26 protein-coding genes are annotated in these 19,964 nt (G+C 69.6%); 18 read left to right on the top strand and 8 right to left on the bottom strand.

The window, feature by feature from the left end; all coding sequences use genetic code 11:
- Positions 1-479: 479 nt before the first annotated feature.
- From ACFYRH_RS18950 to ACFYRH_RS18940, 3 genes are all read right to left on the bottom strand, one after another.
- A complete protein-coding gene (locus ACFYRH_RS18950; protein ID WP_387776312.1) occupies positions 480-734 on the bottom strand; it encodes a hypothetical protein in 255 nt (84 codons plus the stop codon).
- A gap of 89 nt (positions 735-823) precedes the next feature.
- Entirely contained in the window at positions 824-1,312 is a 489-nt protein-coding gene (locus ACFYRH_RS18945; RefSeq protein ID WP_387776309.1) for an FBP domain-containing protein, read from the bottom strand.
- 85 nt (positions 1,313-1,397) lie between these two features.
- Positions 1,398-1,787 carry a hypothetical protein gene (locus tag ACFYRH_RS18940; RefSeq protein WP_387776306.1) on the bottom strand — a complete coding sequence of 130 codons (390 nt, stop codon included), beginning with the start codon at positions 1,785-1,787 and terminating at the stop codon, positions 1,398-1,400.
- A gap of 154 nt (positions 1,788-1,941) precedes the next feature.
- On the opposite strand from ACFYRH_RS18940, the gene ACFYRH_RS18935 reads away from it, so the two are divergent.
- On the top strand, positions 1,942-2,493 hold the full coding sequence (locus ACFYRH_RS18935) for a YceI family protein (RefSeq protein WP_387776303.1): 552 nt from the start codon (positions 1,942-1,944) through the stop codon (positions 2,491-2,493).
- Between the two features lie 95 nt (positions 2,494-2,588).
- On the opposite strand, the gene ACFYRH_RS18930 is transcribed toward ACFYRH_RS18935, so the two are convergent.
- Both ACFYRH_RS18930 and ACFYRH_RS18925 read right to left on the bottom strand, forming a co-directional pair.
- Positions 2,589-3,080, bottom strand: coding sequence for a hypothetical protein (locus tag ACFYRH_RS18930; RefSeq protein WP_387776300.1), 492 nt, complete (start codon positions 3,078-3,080; stop codon positions 2,589-2,591).
- 103 nt (positions 3,081-3,183) lie between these two features.
- On the bottom strand, positions 3,184-3,723 hold the full coding sequence (locus ACFYRH_RS18925) for a hypothetical protein (RefSeq protein WP_387776297.1): 540 nt from the start codon (positions 3,721-3,723) through the stop codon (positions 3,184-3,186).
- Between the two features lie 247 nt (positions 3,724-3,970).
- Between ACFYRH_RS18925 and ACFYRH_RS18920 the strand changes: the two genes are divergently transcribed.
- From ACFYRH_RS18920 to ACFYRH_RS18905, 4 genes are read left to right on the top strand one after another with little or no spacing between them, the layout of a single operon-like run.
- The gene (locus ACFYRH_RS18920) at positions 3,971-4,558 is read left to right on the top strand and encodes a hypothetical protein (protein WP_387776294.1); all 588 of its coding nucleotides are present in this window, start codon (positions 3,971-3,973) and stop codon (positions 4,556-4,558) included.
- 13 nt (positions 4,559-4,571) lie between these two features.
- Positions 4,572-5,789 (top strand): sensor histidine kinase, encoded by a 1,218-nt coding sequence (locus tag ACFYRH_RS18915; protein WP_387776291.1) that lies wholly within the window; start codon positions 4,572-4,574, stop codon positions 5,787-5,789.
- Positions 5,764-6,429: a response regulator gene (locus ACFYRH_RS18910; protein ID WP_387776288.1), complete on the top strand. Its 666-nt coding sequence runs from the start codon at positions 5,764-5,766 to the stop codon at positions 6,427-6,429. The genes ACFYRH_RS18915 and ACFYRH_RS18910 overlap by 26 nt, the downstream gene beginning before the upstream one ends.
- Before the next feature lie 11 nt (positions 6,430-6,440).
- Positions 6,441-6,809, top strand: a complete 369-nt coding sequence (locus tag ACFYRH_RS18905; protein WP_387776285.1) for an MmcQ/YjbR family DNA-binding protein — start codon at positions 6,441-6,443, stop codon at positions 6,807-6,809.
- Here the strand turns inward: ACFYRH_RS18905 and ACFYRH_RS18900 are convergent.
- Positions 6,806-7,537, bottom strand: coding sequence for a hypothetical protein (locus ACFYRH_RS18900; protein ID WP_387776282.1), 732 nt, complete (start codon positions 7,535-7,537; stop codon positions 6,806-6,808). The two genes, ACFYRH_RS18905 and ACFYRH_RS18900, sit on opposite strands and share 4 nt — an antisense overlap.
- A gap of 208 nt (positions 7,538-7,745) precedes the next feature.
- Between ACFYRH_RS18900 and ACFYRH_RS18895 the strand changes: the two genes are divergently transcribed.
- The 7 genes from ACFYRH_RS18895 (at position 7,746) to ACFYRH_RS18865 (ending at position 11,827) form a co-directional block, all read left to right on the top strand.
- Positions 7,746-8,015, top strand: coding sequence for a hypothetical protein (locus tag ACFYRH_RS18895; RefSeq protein WP_387776279.1), 270 nt, complete (start codon positions 7,746-7,748; stop codon positions 8,013-8,015).
- 95 nt (positions 8,016-8,110) lie between these two features.
- Positions 8,111-8,611 (top strand): DUF1269 domain-containing protein, encoded by a 501-nt coding sequence (locus ACFYRH_RS18890; protein ID WP_387776276.1) that lies wholly within the window; start codon positions 8,111-8,113, stop codon positions 8,609-8,611.
- Positions 8,612-8,619: 8 nt separating this feature from the next.
- Entirely contained in the window at positions 8,620-9,102 is a 483-nt protein-coding gene (locus ACFYRH_RS18885; protein WP_387776273.1) for a hypothetical protein, read from the top strand.
- Positions 9,103-9,218: 116 nt separating this feature from the next.
- On the top strand, positions 9,219-9,704 hold the full coding sequence (locus ACFYRH_RS18880; RefSeq protein ID WP_387776270.1) for a hypothetical protein: 486 nt from the start codon (positions 9,219-9,221) through the stop codon (positions 9,702-9,704).
- A 22-nt stretch (positions 9,705-9,726) separates the two neighbouring features.
- Complete coding sequence (locus ACFYRH_RS18875) at positions 9,727-11,025, top strand: diacylglycerol/lipid kinase family protein (protein WP_387776267.1); 1,299 nt, start codon at positions 9,727-9,729, stop codon at positions 11,023-11,025.
- A complete protein-coding gene (locus ACFYRH_RS18870; RefSeq protein WP_387776264.1) occupies positions 11,025-11,243 on the top strand; it encodes an amphi-Trp domain-containing protein in 219 nt (72 codons plus the stop codon). The genes ACFYRH_RS18875 and ACFYRH_RS18870 overlap by 1 nt, the downstream gene beginning before the upstream one ends.
- Positions 11,240-11,827: a phosphatase PAP2 family protein gene (locus tag ACFYRH_RS18865; RefSeq protein ID WP_387776261.1), complete on the top strand. Its 588-nt coding sequence runs from the start codon at positions 11,240-11,242 to the stop codon at positions 11,825-11,827. The genes ACFYRH_RS18870 and ACFYRH_RS18865 overlap by 4 nt, the downstream gene beginning before the upstream one ends.
- On the opposite strand, the gene ACFYRH_RS18860 is transcribed toward ACFYRH_RS18865, so the two are convergent.
- Complete coding sequence (locus tag ACFYRH_RS18860; RefSeq protein WP_387776258.1) at positions 11,824-12,438, bottom strand: hypothetical protein; 615 nt, start codon at positions 12,436-12,438, stop codon at positions 11,824-11,826. The two genes, ACFYRH_RS18865 and ACFYRH_RS18860, sit on opposite strands and share 4 nt — an antisense overlap.
- A gap of 44 nt (positions 12,439-12,482) precedes the next feature.
- Positions 12,483-14,987 (bottom strand): LuxR C-terminal-related transcriptional regulator, encoded by a 2,505-nt coding sequence (locus ACFYRH_RS18855; RefSeq protein WP_387776255.1) that lies wholly within the window; start codon positions 14,985-14,987, stop codon positions 12,483-12,485.
- Between the two features lie 360 nt (positions 14,988-15,347).
- On the opposite strand from ACFYRH_RS18855, the gene ACFYRH_RS18850 reads away from it, so the two are divergent.
- The 6 genes from ACFYRH_RS18850 (at position 15,348) to ACFYRH_RS18825 (ending at position 19,940) form a co-directional block, all read left to right on the top strand.
- The gene (locus ACFYRH_RS18850; protein WP_387776252.1) at positions 15,348-15,614 is read left to right on the top strand and encodes a hypothetical protein; all 267 of its coding nucleotides are present in this window, start codon (positions 15,348-15,350) and stop codon (positions 15,612-15,614) included.
- The gene (locus ACFYRH_RS18845) at positions 15,601-15,852 is read left to right on the top strand and encodes a hypothetical protein (protein WP_387776249.1); all 252 of its coding nucleotides are present in this window, start codon (positions 15,601-15,603) and stop codon (positions 15,850-15,852) included. The genes ACFYRH_RS18850 and ACFYRH_RS18845 overlap by 14 nt, the downstream gene beginning before the upstream one ends.
- 93 nt (positions 15,853-15,945) lie before the next feature.
- The gene (locus ACFYRH_RS18840; protein ID WP_387776246.1) at positions 15,946-16,392 is read left to right on the top strand and encodes a DUF6325 family protein; all 447 of its coding nucleotides are present in this window, start codon (positions 15,946-15,948) and stop codon (positions 16,390-16,392) included.
- A gap of 10 nt (positions 16,393-16,402) precedes the next feature.
- The gene (locus ACFYRH_RS18835; protein WP_387776243.1) at positions 16,403-16,699 is read left to right on the top strand and encodes an SHOCT domain-containing protein; all 297 of its coding nucleotides are present in this window, start codon (positions 16,403-16,405) and stop codon (positions 16,697-16,699) included.
- Between the two features lie 15 nt (positions 16,700-16,714).
- Positions 16,715-18,301 (top strand): MFS transporter, encoded by a 1,587-nt coding sequence (locus ACFYRH_RS18830; RefSeq protein WP_387776241.1) that lies wholly within the window; start codon positions 16,715-16,717, stop codon positions 18,299-18,301.
- A gap of 124 nt (positions 18,302-18,425) precedes the next feature.
- Positions 18,426-19,940 carry a DUF2252 domain-containing protein gene (locus ACFYRH_RS18825; RefSeq protein ID WP_387776238.1) on the top strand — a complete coding sequence of 505 codons (1,515 nt, stop codon included), beginning with the start codon at positions 18,426-18,428 and terminating at the stop codon, positions 19,938-19,940.
- Positions 19,941-19,964: the final 24 nt, after the last annotated feature.

Below are 19,964 nucleotides of genomic sequence, written 5' to 3'. Positions count from 1 at the left end.
CCCTGAGAATCTGAGGGGGCAACCCTCCAGCTCCGTGGGCAACCGTTCAGCTCGCGTGGGCGAACGGCGGTTCGCCCACGCGATTCGCTGGTTCGCGGGGGTGACTCGCTGGCCCGCCGGGCGATTCGCCGGTTCGCGGGGGTGGCCCGCTGGCTCGCCGGGCGACTCACCGGTTCGCGAGGGTGACTCGCCGGTTCGCGCGGTGACTCGCTGGCTCGTCGGGCGGCTCGTGGGTCGGTGGGCGAGTGTCGCTTCGTTGGGGGGCTCGCGGCTCGGGGAGCTCGCTTTGCGGGGTGGGTCGTTGGGGCGTCGGGTAAGTCGCTGGCTGGTTCCGCGGTGCGGTCGACGGCGCGAGTGTGGTGGTGCGGTTGACGGTGCGGGTGTGGTGGTGCGGTCGACGGTTGCGGGTGCGGTGGCGCGGTCGACGGTGGGAGTGTGGTGGTGCGGTCGGCGGCTCGGGTGCGGTGGTGGGGGTGGGGTCAGGCTTCTTCGGGGAGGGTTTCTATTTCGAAGCGGAGTTGTTTGCCGGAGCGGATGCGTTCGATGGCGGCCAGGCAGGCGGGTTCGCTCATCTGGACGCCGATCTCGGCGAGTTTGTGGCGCAGGACGCGGGCGGCGTCCTCGGCGGACCGGGCGCTGGACTCGTTGATCGCCTCGATGGTGGTGGCGGTGAGCCGTTCGCGGATGTCCGGGTGGGCCTGGTGGATCTCGTGCGTGATGCGGAACTCGGTCATCGCGACTCGCTCTCCTTGTCCCCCGCGGGCCGGTTGTGCTGAGCCGAGGTTCCGGCTCAGGGACCTAGCCTAGGGTGCGGCCCGGGAGGTCACGCCAGGACTCGCTGCACGAAACTTTCCAGCCGGGTCGCGAGCCGTTCCGCCCGCACCTCCGGGGTGGCGGTGTCGCCCTGCGGTACGTCGAGTTCCTTCAGCCCGCGGATGTACAGCGAGCACGCCAGATCGGCGCACATGTACATCCCGACCGTGTTGCCGTTCCTCCCGGCCGAACCCGCCCGGCGGGCCGCGAACAGCGCGACGTCGCTGACGTGGTGCGCGGTGTTGCACAGGTCGCACAGCCCCGCGAACCGGCGGGCGGCGCCCGAGGTCTGGGTGCTGACCGCGATCCCGGTCACGCCGGCGTCGCGGCGTACCACGAGGTAGCCGCGGTTCGGGGCCTTGGCGTCGCGCCAGCCGAGGAAGTCCAGCGACTCCCAGGGCAGTTCGGCGAAGCTGCCCGGCAGCGCCATGGCCTTGACCTGGCTCTTGGACGAGTTGACGAACGAGCGCCTGATGTCGTCGGCGCTGAGCGGTTCCACGACGGTCCCTCCGATCTCCGACCACCCATGAGACCGGCTTCGGCGGCGCGGCGCAACCCGTTAACTCCGTTGCTGCGGGCAACGGTCAGCTGTCGGCGTACCCGGTTGTCCGGTGCTCGTCGTGGTGGCGGAGGTCGACACCGAAGTCGACCGAGGCCTTCAGCCGGAGCAGCAGCGAGACGACCTCGGGGCAGTCGGCCGGGTCGTCCGAGCTGAGCGTCAGGTCGGTGCCGCCGGTGGCGCCGGGGGTGAGCGTGAACGTCAGCGTTCGCCCGAAGTACCGCAACTGGTAGCGCTCGTCCTGGACAGCCTGTTCGATCCGGCTCTCGTCGGTGCGGCCGTCGCCGAGGCGGAACGAGATCACACCGTCCGTCTCCGGCGCCGCGGTGGCCCAGAAGCGCTCGCGGCCGTGCCAGGTACTGACGGCCCGGTAGACGTCGCTCGGTCCCGCCGCGCAGAACACCTTCCGCTGCACTCCACACCCTCTCCTGATTCCGGTCACGTCCGGTCCATTGTCTGCCGCGACGGGGTTCAGGGGCCGGACACGCCGGGTAAGGGGTGGACTTCTGAGCGAGAAGGGGGAAGTCTTTACTGTGCAAAGTTCAACTAGTCTCTCGGAAGGATCCGCGATGTCCAACGAGTACGCCGCCCTGAGCGGTGACTACACCCTCGACGCCTCTCACACCCGGATCGGCTTCAGCGCCCGGCACGCGATGGTGACCAAGGTCCGTGGCGCGTTCGACGAGTTCGAGGGCTCGTTCCACATCGACGGCGAGAACCCGGAGAACTCCTCCGGGAAGGTGACGATCCAGGCCAAGAGCATCAACACCCGCAACAGCCAGCGCGACGAGCACCTGCGCAGCAACGACTTCCTGGCGATGGACGAGTACCCGGAGATCACCTTCGTCTCGACCGGGGTCAAGCAGACCGGCGACGCCGAGTTCGTGGTGTCCGGCGACCTGACGATCCGCGGCGTCACCAAGCCGGTCGATGTCGAGTTCGAGTACACCGGCACCGCGACCGACCCGTTCGGCAACCAGCGGCTCGGCCTCGAGGGCTCGGTCGTGATCAACCGCAAGGACTTCGGCGTCAGCTGGAACGCGGCCCTCGAGGGCGGCGGCGTGCTGGTCAGCGACAAGATCACGCTGGAGCTCGAGGTCTCGGCGATCAAGAACAGCTGAGGCTCCGTCGACAAGAGCTCAGGCTTCATCAACAACACCGCAGGATCGTGGGTGCCGCCGGATTCCGGTGGCACCCGAGCCCCGCGTTCAGGAGTTCAGGCGTGCCGCGTGGTCTGCTCCAGCAGTGACTCGACCGCCTGCCGCAGTTCGGCGTCGTGGTGCGGTCCGGACCAGACGATGATCCGGCCCTTGTCGCCGAGTTTGGTACTGATCAGGTCGCGCGCCGGGGTCGGATCGCCCTGGTTGAGCAGTACGACGAGCCGCCGGCCGTCCCGTTGCAGCCGATCGAGCAGCGGCGGCAGCGTGGACCCGCGGAACAGTCCGGGATCGCTCTTCACCTTGGTCTCGATCATCACGCCGCGGCCGCGCACCACGAGCAGGTAGTCGGCGCGGTCCCGGGTGAACTCGCGATCGTGATAGATCCGCGCCTTCGGCCACAGGCGTTGCAGCGCCGCGTCGACCTCGGCGTCGTACTGCGCCGCGAGGCGACTGACCCGGGAACTCGTCCCGCGTGGGCGGAAGGACTCCTGTGGACGGCTGCCGCCGAGCCACGCCGGCAGCCAACGCCGGATCTGCGTGTCGATCATCGGTGGGCCCCCAGACCTGTTCGGCACTCGGTCGAGAGTGTGCCCGGGGTCGTTCGGGGGAATCCGGTGGGCACGCAATCGTGATCCCACCGCCACAAAGTTGTCAGCAGGCGTTCGGAGAGGTGGTGCCGCCGTCGACGATCCAGCGGGACTGCTGCGGCAGGACCCGCATCTGGTCGAGCCAGCGCGTCGGGGTGGTGTTCGGCAGGACGCCGCGGCCGCGGGCGTTCACCGTGCGGGCCGCGGAGGTGTCGTAGCAGGCGCTGACGATGACGCCGTTCGCCGCGAGGGTGCGCTTGGCCCAGAGCACCTTGGTGACGCCGGTGTTGTGCAGCTTCCGGGTCCGGAAGTACTTCGCCTGGGTGCTGATCGCCTGGAACATCGCGGGCGTCATCACCGGCTCGAGCTGCTGGGTTTTGCTGCCGCCGCTGCGCATCATCACGTCGAGCGCGACGCGGTAGGCGTAGTACGCGTTCAGCACCGGGTCGTCCGAGCCGGTGTCCGCGGCTGTTTCGTCGGTCGTGGCCGTCGGGGTCGCCTTGTGGGCGGCGGGCGCCGCGGCCGCGACGTCGGTGCCGCTGGTGCCGCAGCCGGGGAGCAGCAAAACCGGGAGCAGTGTGGCGGTCACGGCCAGGTTTCGCATCCGCATGATGTTCGAGTACCTCCTGTTGGGTGCGGGATCCCCGTGGGTGCCAACAGCGAGCCGTACACGCCGTCCGGCACTGACCGTGTAACGTCGACAAACGCTCCGTGGTCACTGTGACCTGGGTCACAATGCAGCTCGTGATACCCCTACCGGAGTACTGGCCCACGGTTGGCTCCGCGGCTGGATGTGCCGGGCGCGCGCGATTCCTAGCCTCGATCTCAGGACTTGAGAACGAGGAGAAACGATGACGGACACGCTCACCCGCCCCACCCGCGGCCCGCGGAACGACCACGGGTCCTGGATCGGCCGGCTCGCCAGATCGCTCGCGTACGCCGCTGCGCTCGCGCCGGTCGGCGTACTCACGATCGGGGACGCGCTGCTCGGCGATCCCCGCGAGGCCGGACAGCGCTGGCAACGACTCGCGCACCACAGACCGGCGACTCACAGCCGCGCGGGGAGCCCGGCGAGCCGGGTTCGAGTCTTCGGCTACGGACTGATCAGCGCGCTGATGGGCCTGGCCGGTTTGTTCGTGATGTTCCTCGTCGTGCTGTGCGTGGTGCGCGGGCCGTTCTGGGGCTTCGTCGAACACGGGCCGGTCGAGCCGGGCACCTGGGGTGGGCCGACGCGCGCGGGCGCGTGGGCGGTGCACGGACTGATCGCCGTGCCGTGTGTGGTGGTGTTCCTGTTCGCGCTGCGGGGGATCGCGGCGTTGCAGTCCCTGCTGGTCCGGCCGTTGTACGGAGCGGTCTCGCGCTGGTGGGTGCTTCCGGCAACTATCGTGCTGGCCGGTGGCGCCGTGGCGTTCTTCTGGGCCTGGCTGCAGCAGGTGTGAGTAAGGTCCAACCGTGACCGGTGAAGTGCAGGAGCCGAACGGGTGGCCCCGCGGGCGGTGGGCCTGGGTTGCGGCGCTCGGGGTCGCGGCGCTGCTGGTGCTCACCGTCATGGATCTCGGGCAGCACTACGACGTACAACTCGGGGCTGTGCTGGCGCTCGCGATCGCACGGGCGCTGGCGCTGACTCTGGCGTGGTTGCGGCCGCGGGCGGCGGTGGTGGTCTCGCTGATCACCACCGCCATCACTGCGGCCGTGACCACACCGGTCAGCGCAAGCGAACCCTGGCCATGGGGTACGACGGCCGCGTTCGGCCATGCGTTCGTCGTCGCGATCGCGGGTGCGCGCGGACTGGGGAGGCGGGAGCAGATCGCGTGGTGGGTCGCGACGCAAGCAGTCGGTGTGGTCGCCACTGCCCTGGCGCCGGAGCGTGGCAGCTGGCGCGGTCTGATCACGATGGCGGTGCTGTCCGCGGTCGCCGTGGTGGTGGGCGATCTGATCCACACGCGGCGCGACACGAACCGCCGGCTGGCTGAGCAGGAGACGATCAGCAAGGCGGAGCGTGCGGAACGGGAGCGTCTGCAGGAGCGGGCCCGGATCGCTCGCGAGTTGCATGACGTCGTGGCACACCATCTGTCGGTCGTGGTGGTCCGAGCGGACAGTGCGCCGCACCGGCTGGCCGGCGTACCGGATGACGTACGAGCGGAGTTCACCGGCATCGCTGATGAGGCGCGGGCGTCGTTGACCGAGATGCGTCGGGTACTGCGTCTGCTGCGGGAACCGGTCGGGCAATCGCCGATGGGGGAGTTGGAACCGCAGCCCGGGTTGGCGCAGCTCACCGAACTCGTGGAGGGTACGCGACGCGCGGGTGCCGACGTACGACTCGTTGGTGACGTGCCGACCGGGTTCGACCAGGCGGTGGAGCTGGCGGCGTATCGCGTGGTGCAGGAGGGGCTGAGCAACGCGGTGCGGCACGCTTCCCATGCTGTCGTGGAAGTGCGGGTGCAGAACAGCGGAGGGCAGTTGCAGGTCACCGTGCGCAACGGTGTGCCGCCGCGGGCCGTCGTACCGGCGCCTGGGAGTGGGCAGGGTCTGGTCGGGATGCGCGAGCGGGTGGCGCTCGTCGACGGGACCGTGAGCGCCGGTCCGACCCCCGAAGGCGGTTATCTGGTGCAGGCGTTCATTCCGGTCGTGAAGGAGGCGGTGCGTGGCGATCACGGTCATGGTGGTTGACGACCAGGAGATGGTGCGGGCCGGGTTCGGTGCGCTGCTCGACGCGCAGCCGGATCTGCAGGTGGTCGGTCAGGCCGGCAATGGCGCAGAGGCGGTCGAGCTGGCGGCCGCGCTGACACCGGACGTGATCCTGATGGACGTTCGGATGCCGGTTCTCGACGGTCTCGCCGCGACACGGCAGATCCTCGCCGACTTCACACCTGGTGAGCCGCCGCGGGTCGTGATGCTGACGACGTTCGACCTGGACGACTACGTGTACGCCGCGCTGCGCGCCGGGGCGAGCGGGTTCCTGCTGAAGCACTCGACACCTGACGAGTTGGCCGCCGCCGTCCGGGTGGTGGCCGCGGGCGACGCGCTGCTGGCCCCGTCCGTGACCCGCCGGCTGGTGGAGGATTTCGCTCGCGCGCAACCCGTCGTACCGCTTGCGCCGGCGCGGCTGACGCCGCGAGAGACTGACGTACTGCGGTTGGTCGCGCGCGGACTGTCGAACCGGCAGATCGCCGACGAGCTCGTGCTGGCGGAGCAGACGGTGAAGACGCATGTCAGCAACATCCTGACCAAGCTGGACCTGCGCGACCGTGCCCAGGCGGTGGTCTACGCCTACGAATCGGGCGTCGTCGTTCCAGGTCCGCGGCACTGAGGAGGGTGACGATGGACGTCCTGGAGCGGGTACGGCGGTTGTGCCTGGCGATGCCCGAAACGACCGAGCGGCCGAGTCACGGTGAGCCGACCTGGTTCGTACGGGACAAGAAGGTGTTCGTGATGTACGCCGACCATCACCACGACGACCGCCTCGGCGTCTGGATGGCGGCGCCACCGGGTGTCCAGGAGTCGTTGGTCGCCGCGGATCCGGAGCACTTCTACCGGCCGCCGTACGTCGGTCATCGCGGCTGGCTCGGTGTCTACCTCGACGTCGACGTGGACTGGGAGCACTTCGAGGACCTCGTCGAGAACGCGTTCCGCCAGGTCGCGCCGAAGACCTTGAGCGCCCGCCTGGACACGAAATCAGACCCGATCTAGTTCGCTCGGCGGCGGGCGTCTTCGACGTACGGGAGCGGGTTGCCGGAGGCGCGCGCACCCGAGGCGAGCCACGCCGCGAGTCCCTCCGGGGACCGCCGATGAAGCTCGTCGAGGTACTGCTGGCGCTGCACGACGACGGAGAGCCGTTCGATCGCCGAAGGCGCCGCTTCCAGCAAGCGGAAGCTGCGGCGCCAGGCCCAGCACAACGCCTGGTCGTCGAGGGCGTCGAGCTCATGCGCCGGACGGGACGGGGCAGTGGTGTCCTGCGGCGGCTGGGTGGATGACGCCGATCGGCTCGGCTGTGGCGGCAGCGGTGGTGGAGCGGTGGGACGGGCCTTCTTCTCCGGCTGTCGTCGAGGGAGCTTCGAGAGGAGGGCCGGCGTGGTGACCGCGAAGAGCAGCCCGATCAGTACGCCGGTGAACCCGAGGACCGCGATCAGTCCCATGGCAGCCGGCGCGACCAGAGCGGAGGCGAGCGTGACCCGCGCGATCCGGCGGAACTCGCCGCTTCCCTCGGTCTTCGCCACCGACGCGGCGATGACGCCCGCTGCCATCCCGATCACGACCACGCTGATCGCGGTGCCGCCCACTCCCCAGCTGCCGATCGCGCAGACGAGTCCGGCCATGGTGGTCAGGTACAAGCAGTACAGCCGGATGTTCTGCAGTGTGTCGTAGGCGGACCGGGCCGCCGGCCCGTCGGCGCCGGATGATCGCCTCGTCTCACTCACGTTCTCAGTCCTTTACCCCGGGTTCCCCGATAGCGCCGTCGCGGTCGCCAGCATGCCTACCCGGGCGCGGGTCGCGCCTCCTCCGTCCGGGGTGAAACTCGCACTGACGCGATCGACGCTGCGGAGTACAGTCGAAGTGCTGCCGCTACCCAGGGACAGTTCGGGGGAACAGTCCGTTGGCCGAGCAAGAGTCAGAAGGCTTGAGATCATGGCTGACCACCATGCTGACCACCAGGTTGACTTCCGTGGCGGCGGCGATCGCCGACCCGATCCACTGATCGACAGTGTCCGGACGGCCACGCTCCGGGACGAGGCAACCGCTGTCCTGGCCGGTTACCACCACCTCGACCACGAGGAAGCGGGCCTGCTGCTACTCCTGCTCGCCGACTGCCTCGGTTGCTCGGTCGACGCGTTGTCCGCCGAACTGGTGCGCGCGGACGCAGCCCGTGATCTGTCCAGGTTCGGTCTCGCCGACTGAACCCGCGCGACCTAGTCCCCCTGGGGTGAGGTGGTCCGGCAGCGGCCGGAGGGATCGTGAGGCGAGAGCGCACGCCCGATCAGGAGGACAGACCCGTGGCATCCGACATCAAAGCTCCCGTCGACCTGTACATCGCCGCGTACCTGGACGCGGATGCGGCACGTGAGGACTGGGACGCGATCAAACAAGCCGCGTCGGACGACGTGATCAAGGTCGACGGGCTGGTTCTCGTCAGTCGTGGCGCTGACGGCAAGATCCACGTGGACGACGATTTCCACACCGCCCGGAAGGGCGCGGCCTGGGGCGCGGTCGGCGGCGCGGTGATCGGTTTGATCTTCCCGCCCAGCCTGCTGGCCGGCGCGCTGGTCGGCGCGGGCGCCGGGCTCGGGATCGGCGGCCTCAAGTCGCACCACGAACGCAAGGAGATCAAGGCCGACGTCGAGGACACCTTGCCGCCGGACAGCTCGGGCATCGTGGCGCTGTTCGAGGAAGTATGGGTCAAGGACGTCGACAAGGCGCTGGCGCACGCGACCAAGGTGACCAAGCACGAGGTCGACGCGGACAGTGCGTCGGAGGTCAAGGACGCCGCCAAGTAGGGGACACCATGCAGCGCCCTGGCGTACGCCGATCGGTCGCCCGCGCACTGGTCACCCTTGCCCTGCTCGTCGTACTGGCGGCTTGCTCGGACAACTCGACGTCGGGGCAGGCCAGTCCGTCGGCGACCACGTCGGCGACCGCGACGGGGAGTGCTTCGGAGGCCTGCGCCTCCGCGCGAGCCCTGAAGTCGTCGCTCGACGACCTGTCCAACGTGAAGCCGTTGCAGGACGGCCTGACCGCACTCAACGCCGCGATTGCCGCCGTGAAGAACAACCTGGCCGCGGCCACCGCGGCGGTGTCGGCCGCCCTGCAACCGTCCGTCGAGAGCGTGAAGACGGCGTTCACGGGGCTGGAGTCCGCCGCGAGTGGCCTGACCACGGACACGCTCAAACAGAAAGCGCCCCAGATCACCGCGGCGCTCCGGCAGGTCGGCACCGCGACGTCCTCGTTCGCGACGGCAGTGACCCAGATCTGCCCGGGCCAGGGCTGATCGTTCACCGCTCCGGCGGGCTCATCCGCGCGGGGTGAGGCGTAGCCGTGCCTCGGCGGCACAGCATGCAGATGCGTGCCGCCGAATCCGCGGCGGCCGATGAGAGGAGTACCACGATGGCCGCGAAAGAGAGCAGCCCGGTCATGACCGGTACGGTCGTGTTCGCCGGCTGCCTGATGCTGGTGATCGGGCTGATCAATATCTTCGAGGGATTCATCGCCCTGTTCTCGGACGAGCGTCTGGTGCTGACGCGGAACCACCTCGTCGTGGTGGACACCACCGGTTGGGGATGGGTCCTGCTGATCTCCGGGCTGCTCCTGATGGGGGTGGGCGCGGGCCTGCTGGTGGCGCAGACGTGGGCCCGGATCACTGCCATCATCCTGGTCGGCCTGCACGCGGTGATCCAGGTGGCCTGGCTGGGTGCCTACCCGGTGTGGGCGTTGCTGATGATCGCGCTGGACGTCTTCATCCTGTACGCGCTGACCATGCGGTGGTCCGGCGTCCGCGAGCAGCTCGGCGACACGGGTGAGGCTCCGTGGGACGGGCAGCAGACGGCCGACGTGACACCTCCCCAGCGCACGACGCCTCCGCTCCAGCGCTGAGCGCGCCGGCGTCGGTGGGTGAGTGGTGAGACAACGGCTCGCGGCGGTGGTCGCGCTGCTGGTGGGAGCGGCGACGCTGGTACTCGGCGTCGTCGTCTCCATCAACGAGTTCCCGCGCGGCCTGGTGCTGCTGGGCTGCGTGGTCATCGCCGCGCTCGCCGCGTGGTACGGCGTACTTCGCCGTGGAGTCGCCCGCTGGACAGGGCTCGCGGTTGCCGCCGCGGCACTGGTCGCGGCAGTGATCGTCCTGATCGTGGGCGGGTCGTTCGGCCTCGACCTCCTGATCGTGGCGGGCCTGCTGATCACGTTGGCGGCGACCCGCGCCAGCTTCAGCTCTCACGTGGATCTCCCGTCCGCGCCCGCACCGAAGCGTGCGGTGCTGTTCTTCAACCCGCGGTCGGGCGGCGGTAAGGCGGAGAAGTTCGGACTCGCCGAGGAGGCGCGCGCCCGGGGGATCGAGCCGATCGAACTGAAGGGCGGGGACGATCTCGAGACCCTGGTCCGCGGCGCGGTCGAGCGCGGTGCCGATGCACTCGCGATGGCGGGCGGCGACGGGTCCCAGGCGATCGTGGCCGCGATCGCGGCGGAACGCTCACTGCCGTACGCCTGCATACCGGCCGGCACCCGCAACCACTTCGCACTCGACCTCGGCGTCGACCGCGACGACGTGGTCGGTGCCCTGGACGCGTTCGTCGACGGTGGCGAGCGGCTGGTCGATCTCGCCGACGTCAACGGGCGGGTGTTCGTGAACAACGTGTCGCTCGGCCTGTACGCCGAAGCGGTCCAGCACACCGGGTACCGCGAGGCGAAACTGCGCACCATCCTGGACACCGTCCCCGAGGTCCTCGGCCCCGGCGGCAGCGAGCTCGACCTGCACTGGGCGGACCCGAGCGGTGACGAACATCGCGGTGGTGCCGCGGTGCTGATCTCCAACAACCGCTACCGCCTCGGTCGCGCGGTCGGTTCGGGCACCCGCCCGCGGATCGACGACGGTCTGCTCGGCATCACCGTCGTGGGCGCGCCGGCGGACGCCGACGACCACCAGATGCGCCCGATGCGCGAGTGGACGGCGAAGACGTTCGAGGTCGACGCGGATCGCCCGTTGCCGGCAGGTATCGACGGGGAGGCGCTTGTCCTCGACGCACCGCTGCGGTTCACGACGCGGCCCGGCGTACTCCGCGTTCGGATCGCGCGTCAGCATCCGGGGTCCTCGCCGTCGGCGACGGCTCCCGAAGGCTTCCGCGACGGTCTGACCGCGCTGGTGCGGATCGCTCTCGGCCGCGACGCGCAAACCGCACCAACGACGTCTGGGAGGCATTGATGGATCTGATCGAGATCCACGAGAAGGAGCCGATGAGCCGAGAGGCCGCAGCCGCCCGCCTGCACGCGCTGGCCGACACGCTGACCAAGGAGAACGACGTCGAGTTCGACCAGGGTGGCCTGCGGGTCCGGGTGCACGTTCCCGACGAGGTGTTCCTGAAGCTCGAGTTCGAGCTGGGGGACGACGGGAGCGAGCTCGAGGTCGAGCTGACTTGGTGACCGAGCTGGAGTTGGGCATCCGCCGGGTGACGCGGCGGCTCGCGGCGTACGACCGCGCGGTGTACCGAGCGGTCGCCCAGCTGTCCACGCCGGCACTCGACGTACCCCTGCGGCGGGTGTCCGACTTCGCGAACTTCTCCAAGCCCTGGTTCCTGGTGTCGGGCGCGCTTGCGCTCTTCGGCGGCCCGACGGGTCGCCGCGCCGCGGTCGCCGGTCTGTCGGCGATCGGCGCCGCCTCGTTGGTGGTCAATCAGCCCCTGAAGAAATCTGGCGGAGAACGCGGCCGGCCCGATCGCAGCGAGCTCGGCGTTCCGATGCGGCGCTGGGTGCGCATGCCCGAGTCGGGGTCCTTCCCGTCCGGTCACTCCGCCTCCGCGGTCGCCTTCGCCGTCGCGGTCGGGCACGTCGTACCGCGGTTGCGTACGCCGCTGCGGATCGCGGCCTCGGTGGTCGCGTTCTCGCGGGTGTACACGGGTGTGCACTATCCGAGTGACGTCCTGGTCGGGGCGACGATCGGAGCCGCCTGCGGACGACTGGCCGGATTGGTGGCCACGCCCCGCCCGATGGGCAAACGGAGGCGCTAGTTGCCGTTGACGGCTGCGAGGTTCCGTCGCGGCCAGTGCGTACGGCGGTTGAGCGCGCGGATGAAGAACTCGCCCAGCTGGAAGCACGAGTCGGTGGCGGCGTGGACGGCCCCGGGGCGCCCGAACGTCACGTCCTCGATGGTCAGCCGGGACCCTCGGCTCAGCGCGTCGTGGTAGCCGATCAGCCGCCCGTCCGCACGCAGGTAGGTCTTGCCGTTGGTGTGCCAGTCGAGACGCAGTTCCACGAAATGCGTACTGGAGTTCGGCAGCTGACCGAGATCGTGGTACTTGCGATGTAAGCGCACGCGGACCAGGGCCTGATAGCTGGTCAAGGGCTCGAGACTCAGCTCGACCGCGTTCCCGAGCCGGAGGATCGGCACGGACGAACTGACCGGGAGGCCGGGACGTTCGAAGCGCAAGCGGCAACTGATCCCGGTCACCTCCGTCAGCGGGGTGTCGAGGACGTAGTGCAGGCTGCGGCCCGGTGCGATCAGCACGATGCCGTCGGACGGCTCCAGCACCAGCGAGTTCGGCGCCAGGCGTCCGGGCAAGCCGTGCAGGGTCTCGACCTGATGGTCCGGAAACTCGTGCAACAACACCGATCGCCACATTGGTGTCCCCCCTTAGTCCACCACGCGTCGTGCCTCGGAACCGATCACGGCTCCGGGCGTGAAGGCAGCAGTCCCAGCTCCCAGGCGCGCCGGACGGCCTCGTTCCGGCGAGATGCGCTCAACTTGCGCAGAATGCTGCGGACATGACTCCGCACCGTGTTCACCGACACGTACATGGTGCGCGCGATCTCTTCGGTGGTCAGCAGTTCGGCCAGGTACTCGAGTACTTCGTGCTCCTTGCTGGTCAGCGATGCGGTGACGACCAGCTCGGACCGTGGGACGCCCCAACGACTGGCGGCACGGTCGCGCCCGTCGGACGTATTCGGCACCCGGAGCCAGGGGTGCTGTCTGAGCAAGTCACCGCTCGGCTGCAGCAGGTTGCGCAGTGGGGGCGGCGCTTCCGCGAACGGGCGCCGCAGTTGCTCGGGAGCGGCCAGCCGCAGCGCGCGCTCCAGGTAGAGGCCGCTGCGGGTGGTGTCGCCGCTGCGCAGCGACTCGGCGGCCTGGACCAGCCAGCCGTCCACCTGGGTCTCCAGTGGGACGGTGCGATCCGTGAACGGCGGCGGCGTCGGCGGGTGGTCGCCGGCCTCGGCGGTGGCGCACTGCAGCACCAGGAGGGATCCCGTCTGATCGCGGCCCGGGGACTGCTCGATGACCGAGATGGCCTCGCGAGGCTGGTGTTGGGCGACGAGCATCTTGGCCTCGTCGACGACCATCGCCTGGCTGAGCCAACCGCCTTGTGCGCCGTACCGCGTGCCGGCCGCGCGTAGCTCGGCAGCCGCCAGATCGATGTCGCCGTTGGCCCGCAGCAACCGGGCGCGTACCAGCGCGAGCGCGGCAGCGAGCACGCGTGAGTCGTGGGTCGGGGCCGCGTCGGCGGCGCGCTGCACGAGCTCCTCGGCGCTCGGGAGGTTGCCGCGTGCGGTCTGCACCCATGCGTCCGCGACGATCGCGGACTGTGGGACTTCGGTCACCGACTCCGTCACGGACTCGGCCAAGGCGGTGGCGTGCGCGACGACCTCGGCTGCTCGCCGCAGATGTCCCCACACCGCCTCCACCAGAGCTGCCATCCCGAGCAGGTCGGCGAGCGTCTCGTGCGCGGCAGCCGCTTCCGCGATCGCGATCCCGTCGGTGAACGCCGCGAGGGCCGCCGGGAAGTCGCCACGCTCCAGGAGGACCCGGCCCTTTCCGCCGGCGACCAGGAGTCGCGGTTCCGGATGCGTGACGGCCGAGTCCCAGGACGCCGCGCGCAGGTCCGCCTCCGCGTTCAGTACGGCGCTCAGCCCGCTGTCGGTGTCCTCGTCCAGGCTTCCGCAGACCGCCTGCAGCACACTGATCGCCAGTTGCGTCGCCCGGCTGCGCGACGACACCTGCGTGTCCATCCGATCCCGGGCCTGGTCGAGCCTCGACCTCGCCTGCTCGACATCGAACCTGGCCAAGGCCCGAGCGGCCCGGACGACCGAGGCCTCGGAATCGTCCAGGCCGTCGGGAAACCCGGCGAACAGCGACGTCAGCTGCTGACGACGGCGTCCGACCAGCAGATCGGCGACATCGAGATCCTCCACCAGGTACCGCGCCGCGCTCCGCCAGTCACCGGCGGCGATCGCGTGGTGGATCGCCTCCACCGGCCGGTCGTTGGCGGCGAACCAGCCCGCGGCTGAGCCGTGCAGCGCCTGCACGGCGGCCGGCCGTTCGTACAGCAGCTGGGCGCGCAGGAACTCGCGGAACAGCGGCTGGTAGCTGTAGCTGTCGACGGTGTCCGGAACCGGCTGGATGAACGAATTGCCGTGCGAGAGCATCTCCAGCGACCGCGGGCTGCACGGACGCCCGGTCAGCGCCTCGGCCAGCCCCGGCAGGACCTCGTCGACGACGCTGGTCCGGAGCAGGAACTCGCGCAGCTCCGGCGGCTGCGTCTCGAGCACCTCGGTCATCAGGTACGCCGCGACGTTCCCGGTGTCACCGCGGAACTCCCGGATGACCCGCTCCGCGTCGGTCTTCCCGGCCAGGTTCATCGCGGCGAACATCAGACCGGCCGGCCACCCGTTGGTCCGGGCGTGCAGGTCCGCGACCTCCGACGGACTGAGGTCGAGGTTGTGCCCGCGCATCAGTTCGGCGGCCTCGTCCATCGTGAACGCGAGCTCGTCGGCGCGGATCTCCGCGATGGTGCCCGCCAGCCGGTACAGGTGCAGCGGTAACGGCGGGTCGGTGCGTGTCACCAGCACGACCCGGACGCGTCCCGAGTTGCCGCGGATCAACCGGTGCAGGCTGGTCCCGAACTCCGGCGTCATCGTCGCCGCGCCGCAGTCCACCACCAGCACCAGTACGTCGCGGCCGCGACCGCGCAGCGCGTCCCGGACCGACTCCAGTACGACGGCCGGCTGGTCACCGCCGGCGTCGAGCGCGATCCGGCGTACCACGGCCGGGCCCTGGTACAGCGCCGTCCACGCGCTCAGCAACATCGTCTTGCCGAAGCCCGCGGGTGCGCTGACCAGCGTGAGCGACCGCTCGACGCCGAGGCTCACGCGTTCGGCCAGACGCGGCCGTGCCACCGTTCCCGGTGGGACCACCCGGTTCTTCGCCGTGGTTCTGAGGTGATCTTCGAACGGTGCCTGTGCTGGACTGGTGCTTGTTTTCTCCGCCCCTGAATGCTGTTCGCTCGGCATTGCCCCCTCCTGCAATATGCGGCATCGCCTATCGCTGGCAGAGCGGTGTCCGGCGAGTCCGCACCCTTCGACGAAAACACGGCAGGTCTGGTAAAACCAGCGTTCTCCGCCCGATTGCCGGACATTCAGAACTGTCCAGGGCCGAACTGCCCAAGCTGTACAGGCAGTTCACCCCACAGGGATGAAGCCGCTGCACCCGAGCTTTGCGAGCGTCGAACGGACACGTTGGGAACGGAGTGGGGTTCGATGGCCGACGCGACGTACGAGATCCGCGTGGCGGGCGCCGTACCCGATCAGGACCTTCAGGACATGGGCGCGGAGACGCTGGCGGTCGACCAGGTGAACACCGTCGTGTACGGCATCCCGGACCAGTCCGCGCTCTACGGTCTCTTGGCACGACTGCGGGCCCTGGGCATCGAGGTGATCGAGGTACGCCGGGTGCTCGACCCGCCCTCCTCGTCGACGGAACGGATCGACGTCGATCCGGAGAGGGGAGACGATGAAACCACGTGAGCTTCGCGGCCCGTCGTACCAGGTGGTCGTGCAAGGGGACCTGCGGCCGGCCGTGCTCGCGTTCTGCGCCGGACCGTTCGCCGAGCACGAGACGTTCGGAGCGATCCGGCTGCGGGTCCGCGAGGGCCAGGGCATCGCCGATCTGGTCGCGATGCTGCAGGCCGCGGGGCTGCGGATCCTGAGCATCCGGCAGCTCACCCCGGCCGACGTCGCGGCACCCGCCGTCCTGCCCGGCTGAGTTCATCCCAGGTGGGGGATGGCGCGGTCCCCGGAACGCGGCAGGCTGGCGACGAACAGGGGTCGCCGGGATCCTGGTGGAGGGACGGAAACCATGTCAGACGTAGAGGTTCATGGCCCGATCGACTACGTGCTCCTCGAGTTCACCGGCAACAAGTTGACCGGTCGGGCAGCCGAGGAAGTCGTCAGCCTCGTCGATCGCGGCATCGTCCAGGTGTACGACGTGATGGTGGTCGGCAAGAACACCGACGGCACCGTGTACGGCGTGGACCTGGCCGAAGCGACCGGTGAGGCCGGCAGCTTCGCGGCGCTCGGCGGCGCCCGCTCCGGGATCCTCGCCGACGACGACCTCGCCGAGGCGGCGAACGCGATGCGGCCCGGCACACTCGCGGCGCTGATCGTCTACGAGAACACCTGGGCGATTCCGTTCATCGCGGCGGCGCTGGAGTCCGGCGGCGAGCTGGTGGCCGGCGGCCGGATTCCCGCCGAGGACGTGATGGAAGCGCTCGACGCCCTGGAAAGCATGGAATCGACGAGTTGAGGAGCCTGACATGCCGGGACTGTTGCGAGGAATAGCAAGGACCGCTGCCGTCGCGGGCACCGCAACCGCTGTCGCGGGTCGCGTCCGGCGGCATCAGGACCAGAAGTTCTCCAGGCAGGATTCCGAGGCGTACGACGACAGCGCGCCGCAGGAACAGCCGGCTCCGGCGCCGCAGCCGCAGGCACCCGCCGCCGACGCTACGTCCGACCGGTTGGACCAGCTCAAGCAGTTGGGCGAGCTGAAGTCGTCCGGAGTACTCACCGACGCCGAGTTCGAGGCACAGAAGGCCAAGATCCTCGCCGGTTGACCTGCGACCTGCGCCATGACAGAGGAGACGAGCCAGGGGCCGGCAGGCAGGACGGCCAGTCCGCGACTGGCCGTCCTGCTGGCGATGGCGATGTTCGTCCTCGTCGTCGACACATCGCTGATGAACGTCTCGATCTCGTCGGTGGTCCGCGATCTCGGCACGACGGTCAGCGGCGTGCAATCGGCCATCGCGCTCGAGGCGCTGGTGTCCGCGGCCTTCATCCTGATCGGCAGCAAGGTCGGTGACCTGATCGGGCGCAAACGCGCGTACGTGCTCGGGCTGCTCGGGTACGCCGTCGGCGCGATCGCGATGACCCTGGCGCAGAGCCTGACCGCGATCATCGTCTTCTGGGCCTTCGTCGGCGGGCTCGGCGCCTCGATGCTGCTGCCCGCGATGCAGTCGCTGATCCACGGGAACTTCGAAGGAGCGGCCCAGGTCAAGGCGTACGCCGTGGTCGGGGCCGCTGCCGCGCTGGCGGCCGCGGTCGGACCGCTGCTCGGCGGCTTCATCACCACGTACCTGTCCTGGCGGATCGGTTTCCTGCTCGAGGTCGTGGTGATCGCGATCGTGCTGGCCGGCCAAGGGCTGGTGCACGACGTGCCGTACACCGGCTCCCGGCAGGTGGACGTGGTCGGCGCCATCTTGTCGGTGGTCGGTATGGGCGGCATCGTGCTGGGCATCCTGGTCTGGCAGGAAGGCGGCGAGTACGTCGGCCTGACCATCGCGATCGGCGCGCTGGCGATGGCCGCGTTCGTCTCCTGGCTGGTCCGGCGCAAGCGGCAGGGCAAGGCGACGCTGCTCGACCCGGGGCTGTTCAAGTCCGTCGTCTACCGGCTGGGGCTGTCCGGTCAGACGCTCCAGCAGATCGCGCTGGGCGGCACGATGATCGCGTTGCCGATCTATCTGCAGATGGTGCTCGAGTACAACGCGATGCAGGCGGGCCTCTCGCTCGCGCCGCTGTCGCTGAGCATGTTCGGGATGGCGATCCTGGCCGAGCGCCGGGCGGGACGGCGGCGCCCGAGCAGCATCATCCGCGCGGGCTTCGCGCTGTTGGTCGTGGGCGTCGTCCTGCTGATCCCGATCGTGCCCCGGGTGCACTCCGGCTGGGCGCTGATCGCGCCGCTGCTCATCGCGGGATCCGGCCTCGGCCTGCTGGTGTCGCAGCTCAACAACTACACGCTCGGGCCGATCTCGGAGGAGCGCGTGAGCGAATCGGCCGGAGTCAACTCGGCCGCCGGCTCGTTCGGGCTGTCGTTCGGGTTGGCGTTCACCGGCGCCATCATGCTGGCGACGTTGTCCTTCACCTTCACTGCCAAGTCGGATGCGAGCACGGTGCTGAGCCCGGACGAGCAGACGCAGGTCGCCCGGGCGCTGGAGGACGACGCGCAGGTGATGAGCAACACCGATCTCGAGAAGGTGCTCGAAGGACAGCCGCCGCAGACCCAGGACGAGATCATCCGGATCAACACGACCGCGCGTCCGATCGCACTCCAGGTCGCGCTCGGAATCCCGGTGCTCGCCGGGCTCGCTGGTCTCGTCACGTCGTTCCGGATGGCGCGCCAGAAGGATCCGCCGCAGGTCCAGAACCCGGCGGCAGGCTGAAGCCCTTCGGTGTCGGTTCATCCAGCGTGGGTGATGTTGCCCGGTCGCTCCCGGTGTTTGCTGAGGGCCCCTGGATCGGAGTCTGAACAGGCCCGGATCGACCATCACGGAAGGGAAGGGCAGCATGTCTCCACGGAGTACGACGGTGACGACCCGCAAGTCCACGGTCACCGCGAAGAAGGCCGCACCCAGGCCGCGGACGACGCGCTCCGACGCCGGCCTGACCTCGGCGGTACGCCGGTTGGCGCCCGCCGACCGCGCCCGGTTGGGACTCGCCGCCCGGGTGGCGCTGGCCCCGGAGGACCAAGGCGAGCTCGTCCTGCCGCCGGATCGTCCGGACCCGGTCGCGCTGCTCGAGGAGCAGGCCGCGATCCGCGTGCCCGAGCTCGTGCCGGTGCGGCACGGCCGGATGATGGTGTCGCCGTTCACGTTCTTCCGCGGCAACGCCCTCGGGATGGCGGTCGACCTCGGCGCGGCACCGGTCTCCGGCCTCGCCGCCCAGCTGTGCGGTGATGCCCACCTGTCGAACTTCGGCCTCTTCGGATCTCCCGAACGGCGGATGCTGTTCGACATCAACGACTTCGACGAGACCTACCAAGGCCCGTGGGAGTGGGACGTCAAACGGCTCGTCGCGAGTATCTCGGTCGCCGGGCGCGGCAACGGCTTCTCCCGCAAGGAGCGCAAGGCGAACGTCCTGGAGACGGTACGCCGGTACCGCGACGCCTGCGCCGAGTTCGGGACGATGCGTGCCCTCGACGTCTGGTACGCCCGCGCCGACGTCCAGGAGCTCGAGGAGACGCTGCGCAACAAGATGTCCCGCAGCCGGCGCAAGAACGTCGACCGGACGCTGCTGAAGGCCCGTGGCAGCGGCAGCATGAAGGCCTTCGGGAAGCTCACCGAGATGACCGAGGACGGAGTCCGGATCAAGGCCGACCCGCCATTGGTGATGCCGATCGCCGACCTGCTGCCGGACGCCGGCCGCGCGGAGCTCGAGGCCCAGTTCAAGGGCCTGCTGGCGCTCTACCGGCGGACACTCCCGCACGAGCGGCGGGTGCTGCTCGACCAGTTCGAGTTCGTCGACATGGCCCGCAAGGTCGTCGGCGTGGGCAGTGTGGGCACTCGGTGCTGGATCGTGCTGATGCGCGGCCGGGACGACGGCGATCCGCTCTTCCTGCAGGTCAAGGAGGCCGGCCCGTCGGTGCTGAAGGCGAACGTGCCGAGCGCGCTCAAGCCGCGGTCCGCGCCCCGCAACGAGGGCGAGCGCGTGGTCGTCGGGCAGCGTCTGATGCAGGCGGCCAGTGACATCTTCCTCGGCTGGCAACGGGTCGAAGGCATCGATGGCCAGACCCGCGACTTCTACGTCCGGCAACTGCGGGACATGAAGGGCTCGGCCGTCGTGGAGAAGCTGGACCCGCCCGCGATGACGCTGTACGGCCAGCTCTGCGGCTGGACGCTGGCCCGGGCGCACGCGCGCTCGGGGGACCGGATCGCGCTGGCGACGTACCTGAACAGCAACGACGACTTCCCGAACGCGATGGTCGAGTACGCCGAGGCGTACGCCGACCAGAACGAACGCGACTACGAGGCGTTCCTCGCGGCCATCAAGAGCGGTCGCCTGGAGGCCGAGCCCGGGCTCTGAAGCCGACGACGAACCGCCGCCCGC

The sequence above is a fragment of the Kribbella sp. NPDC004875 genome, assembly GCF_042873375.1.
In the GTDB taxonomy this organism is placed as follows: Bacteria; Actinomycetota; Actinomycetes; order Propionibacteriales; family Kribbellaceae; genus Kribbella.
Note: the sequence above shows the minus strand (reverse complement) of the source record. Positions and strands in the feature narration are given on the sequence as shown.

Bases quoted from the DNA above. Each gene is read 5' to 3' on its own strand.
- ACFYRH_RS18950 (WP_387776312.1), bottom strand. From the start codon at position 734: ATGACCGAGTTCCGCATCACGCACGAGATCCACCAGGCCCACCCGGAC.
- ACFYRH_RS18935 (WP_387776303.1), top strand. From the start codon at position 1,942: ATGTCCAACGAGTACGCCGCCCTGAGCGGTGACTACACCCTCGACGCC.
- ACFYRH_RS18930 (WP_387776300.1), bottom strand. From the start codon at position 3,080: ATGATCGACACGCAGATCCGGCGTTGGCTGCCGGCGTGGCTCGGCGGC.
- ACFYRH_RS18925 (WP_387776297.1), bottom strand. From the start codon at position 3,723: ATGCGAAACCTGGCCGTGACCGCCACACTGCTCCCGGTTTTGCTGCTC.
- ACFYRH_RS18920 (WP_387776294.1), top strand. From the start codon at position 3,971: ATGACGGACACGCTCACCCGCCCCACCCGCGGCCCGCGGAACGACCAC.
- ACFYRH_RS18905 (WP_387776285.1), top strand. From the start codon at position 6,441: ATGGACGTCCTGGAGCGGGTACGGCGGTTGTGCCTGGCGATGCCCGAA.
- ACFYRH_RS18895 (WP_387776279.1), top strand. From the start codon at position 7,746: ATGGCTGACCACCATGCTGACCACCAGGTTGACTTCCGTGGCGGCGGC.
- ACFYRH_RS18885 (WP_387776273.1), top strand. From the start codon at position 8,620: ATGCAGCGCCCTGGCGTACGCCGATCGGTCGCCCGCGCACTGGTCACC.
- ACFYRH_RS18880 (WP_387776270.1), top strand. From the start codon at position 9,219: ATGGCCGCGAAAGAGAGCAGCCCGGTCATGACCGGTACGGTCGTGTTC.
- ACFYRH_RS18870 (WP_387776264.1), top strand. From the start codon at position 11,025: ATGGATCTGATCGAGATCCACGAGAAGGAGCCGATGAGCCGAGAGGCC.
- ACFYRH_RS18860 (WP_387776258.1), bottom strand. From the start codon at position 12,438: ATGTGGCGATCGGTGTTGTTGCACGAGTTTCCGGACCATCAGGTCGAG.
- ACFYRH_RS18850 (WP_387776252.1), top strand. From the start codon at position 15,348: ATGGCCGACGCGACGTACGAGATCCGCGTGGCGGGCGCCGTACCCGAT.
- ACFYRH_RS18845 (WP_387776249.1), top strand. From the start codon at position 15,601: ATGAAACCACGTGAGCTTCGCGGCCCGTCGTACCAGGTGGTCGTGCAA.
- ACFYRH_RS18840 (WP_387776246.1), top strand. From the start codon at position 15,946: ATGTCAGACGTAGAGGTTCATGGCCCGATCGACTACGTGCTCCTCGAG.
- ACFYRH_RS18835 (WP_387776243.1), top strand. From the start codon at position 16,403: ATGCCGGGACTGTTGCGAGGAATAGCAAGGACCGCTGCCGTCGCGGGC.
- ACFYRH_RS18830 (WP_387776241.1), top strand. From the start codon at position 16,715: ATGACAGAGGAGACGAGCCAGGGGCCGGCAGGCAGGACGGCCAGTCCG.
- ACFYRH_RS18825 (WP_387776238.1), top strand. From the start codon at position 18,426: ATGTCTCCACGGAGTACGACGGTGACGACCCGCAAGTCCACGGTCACC.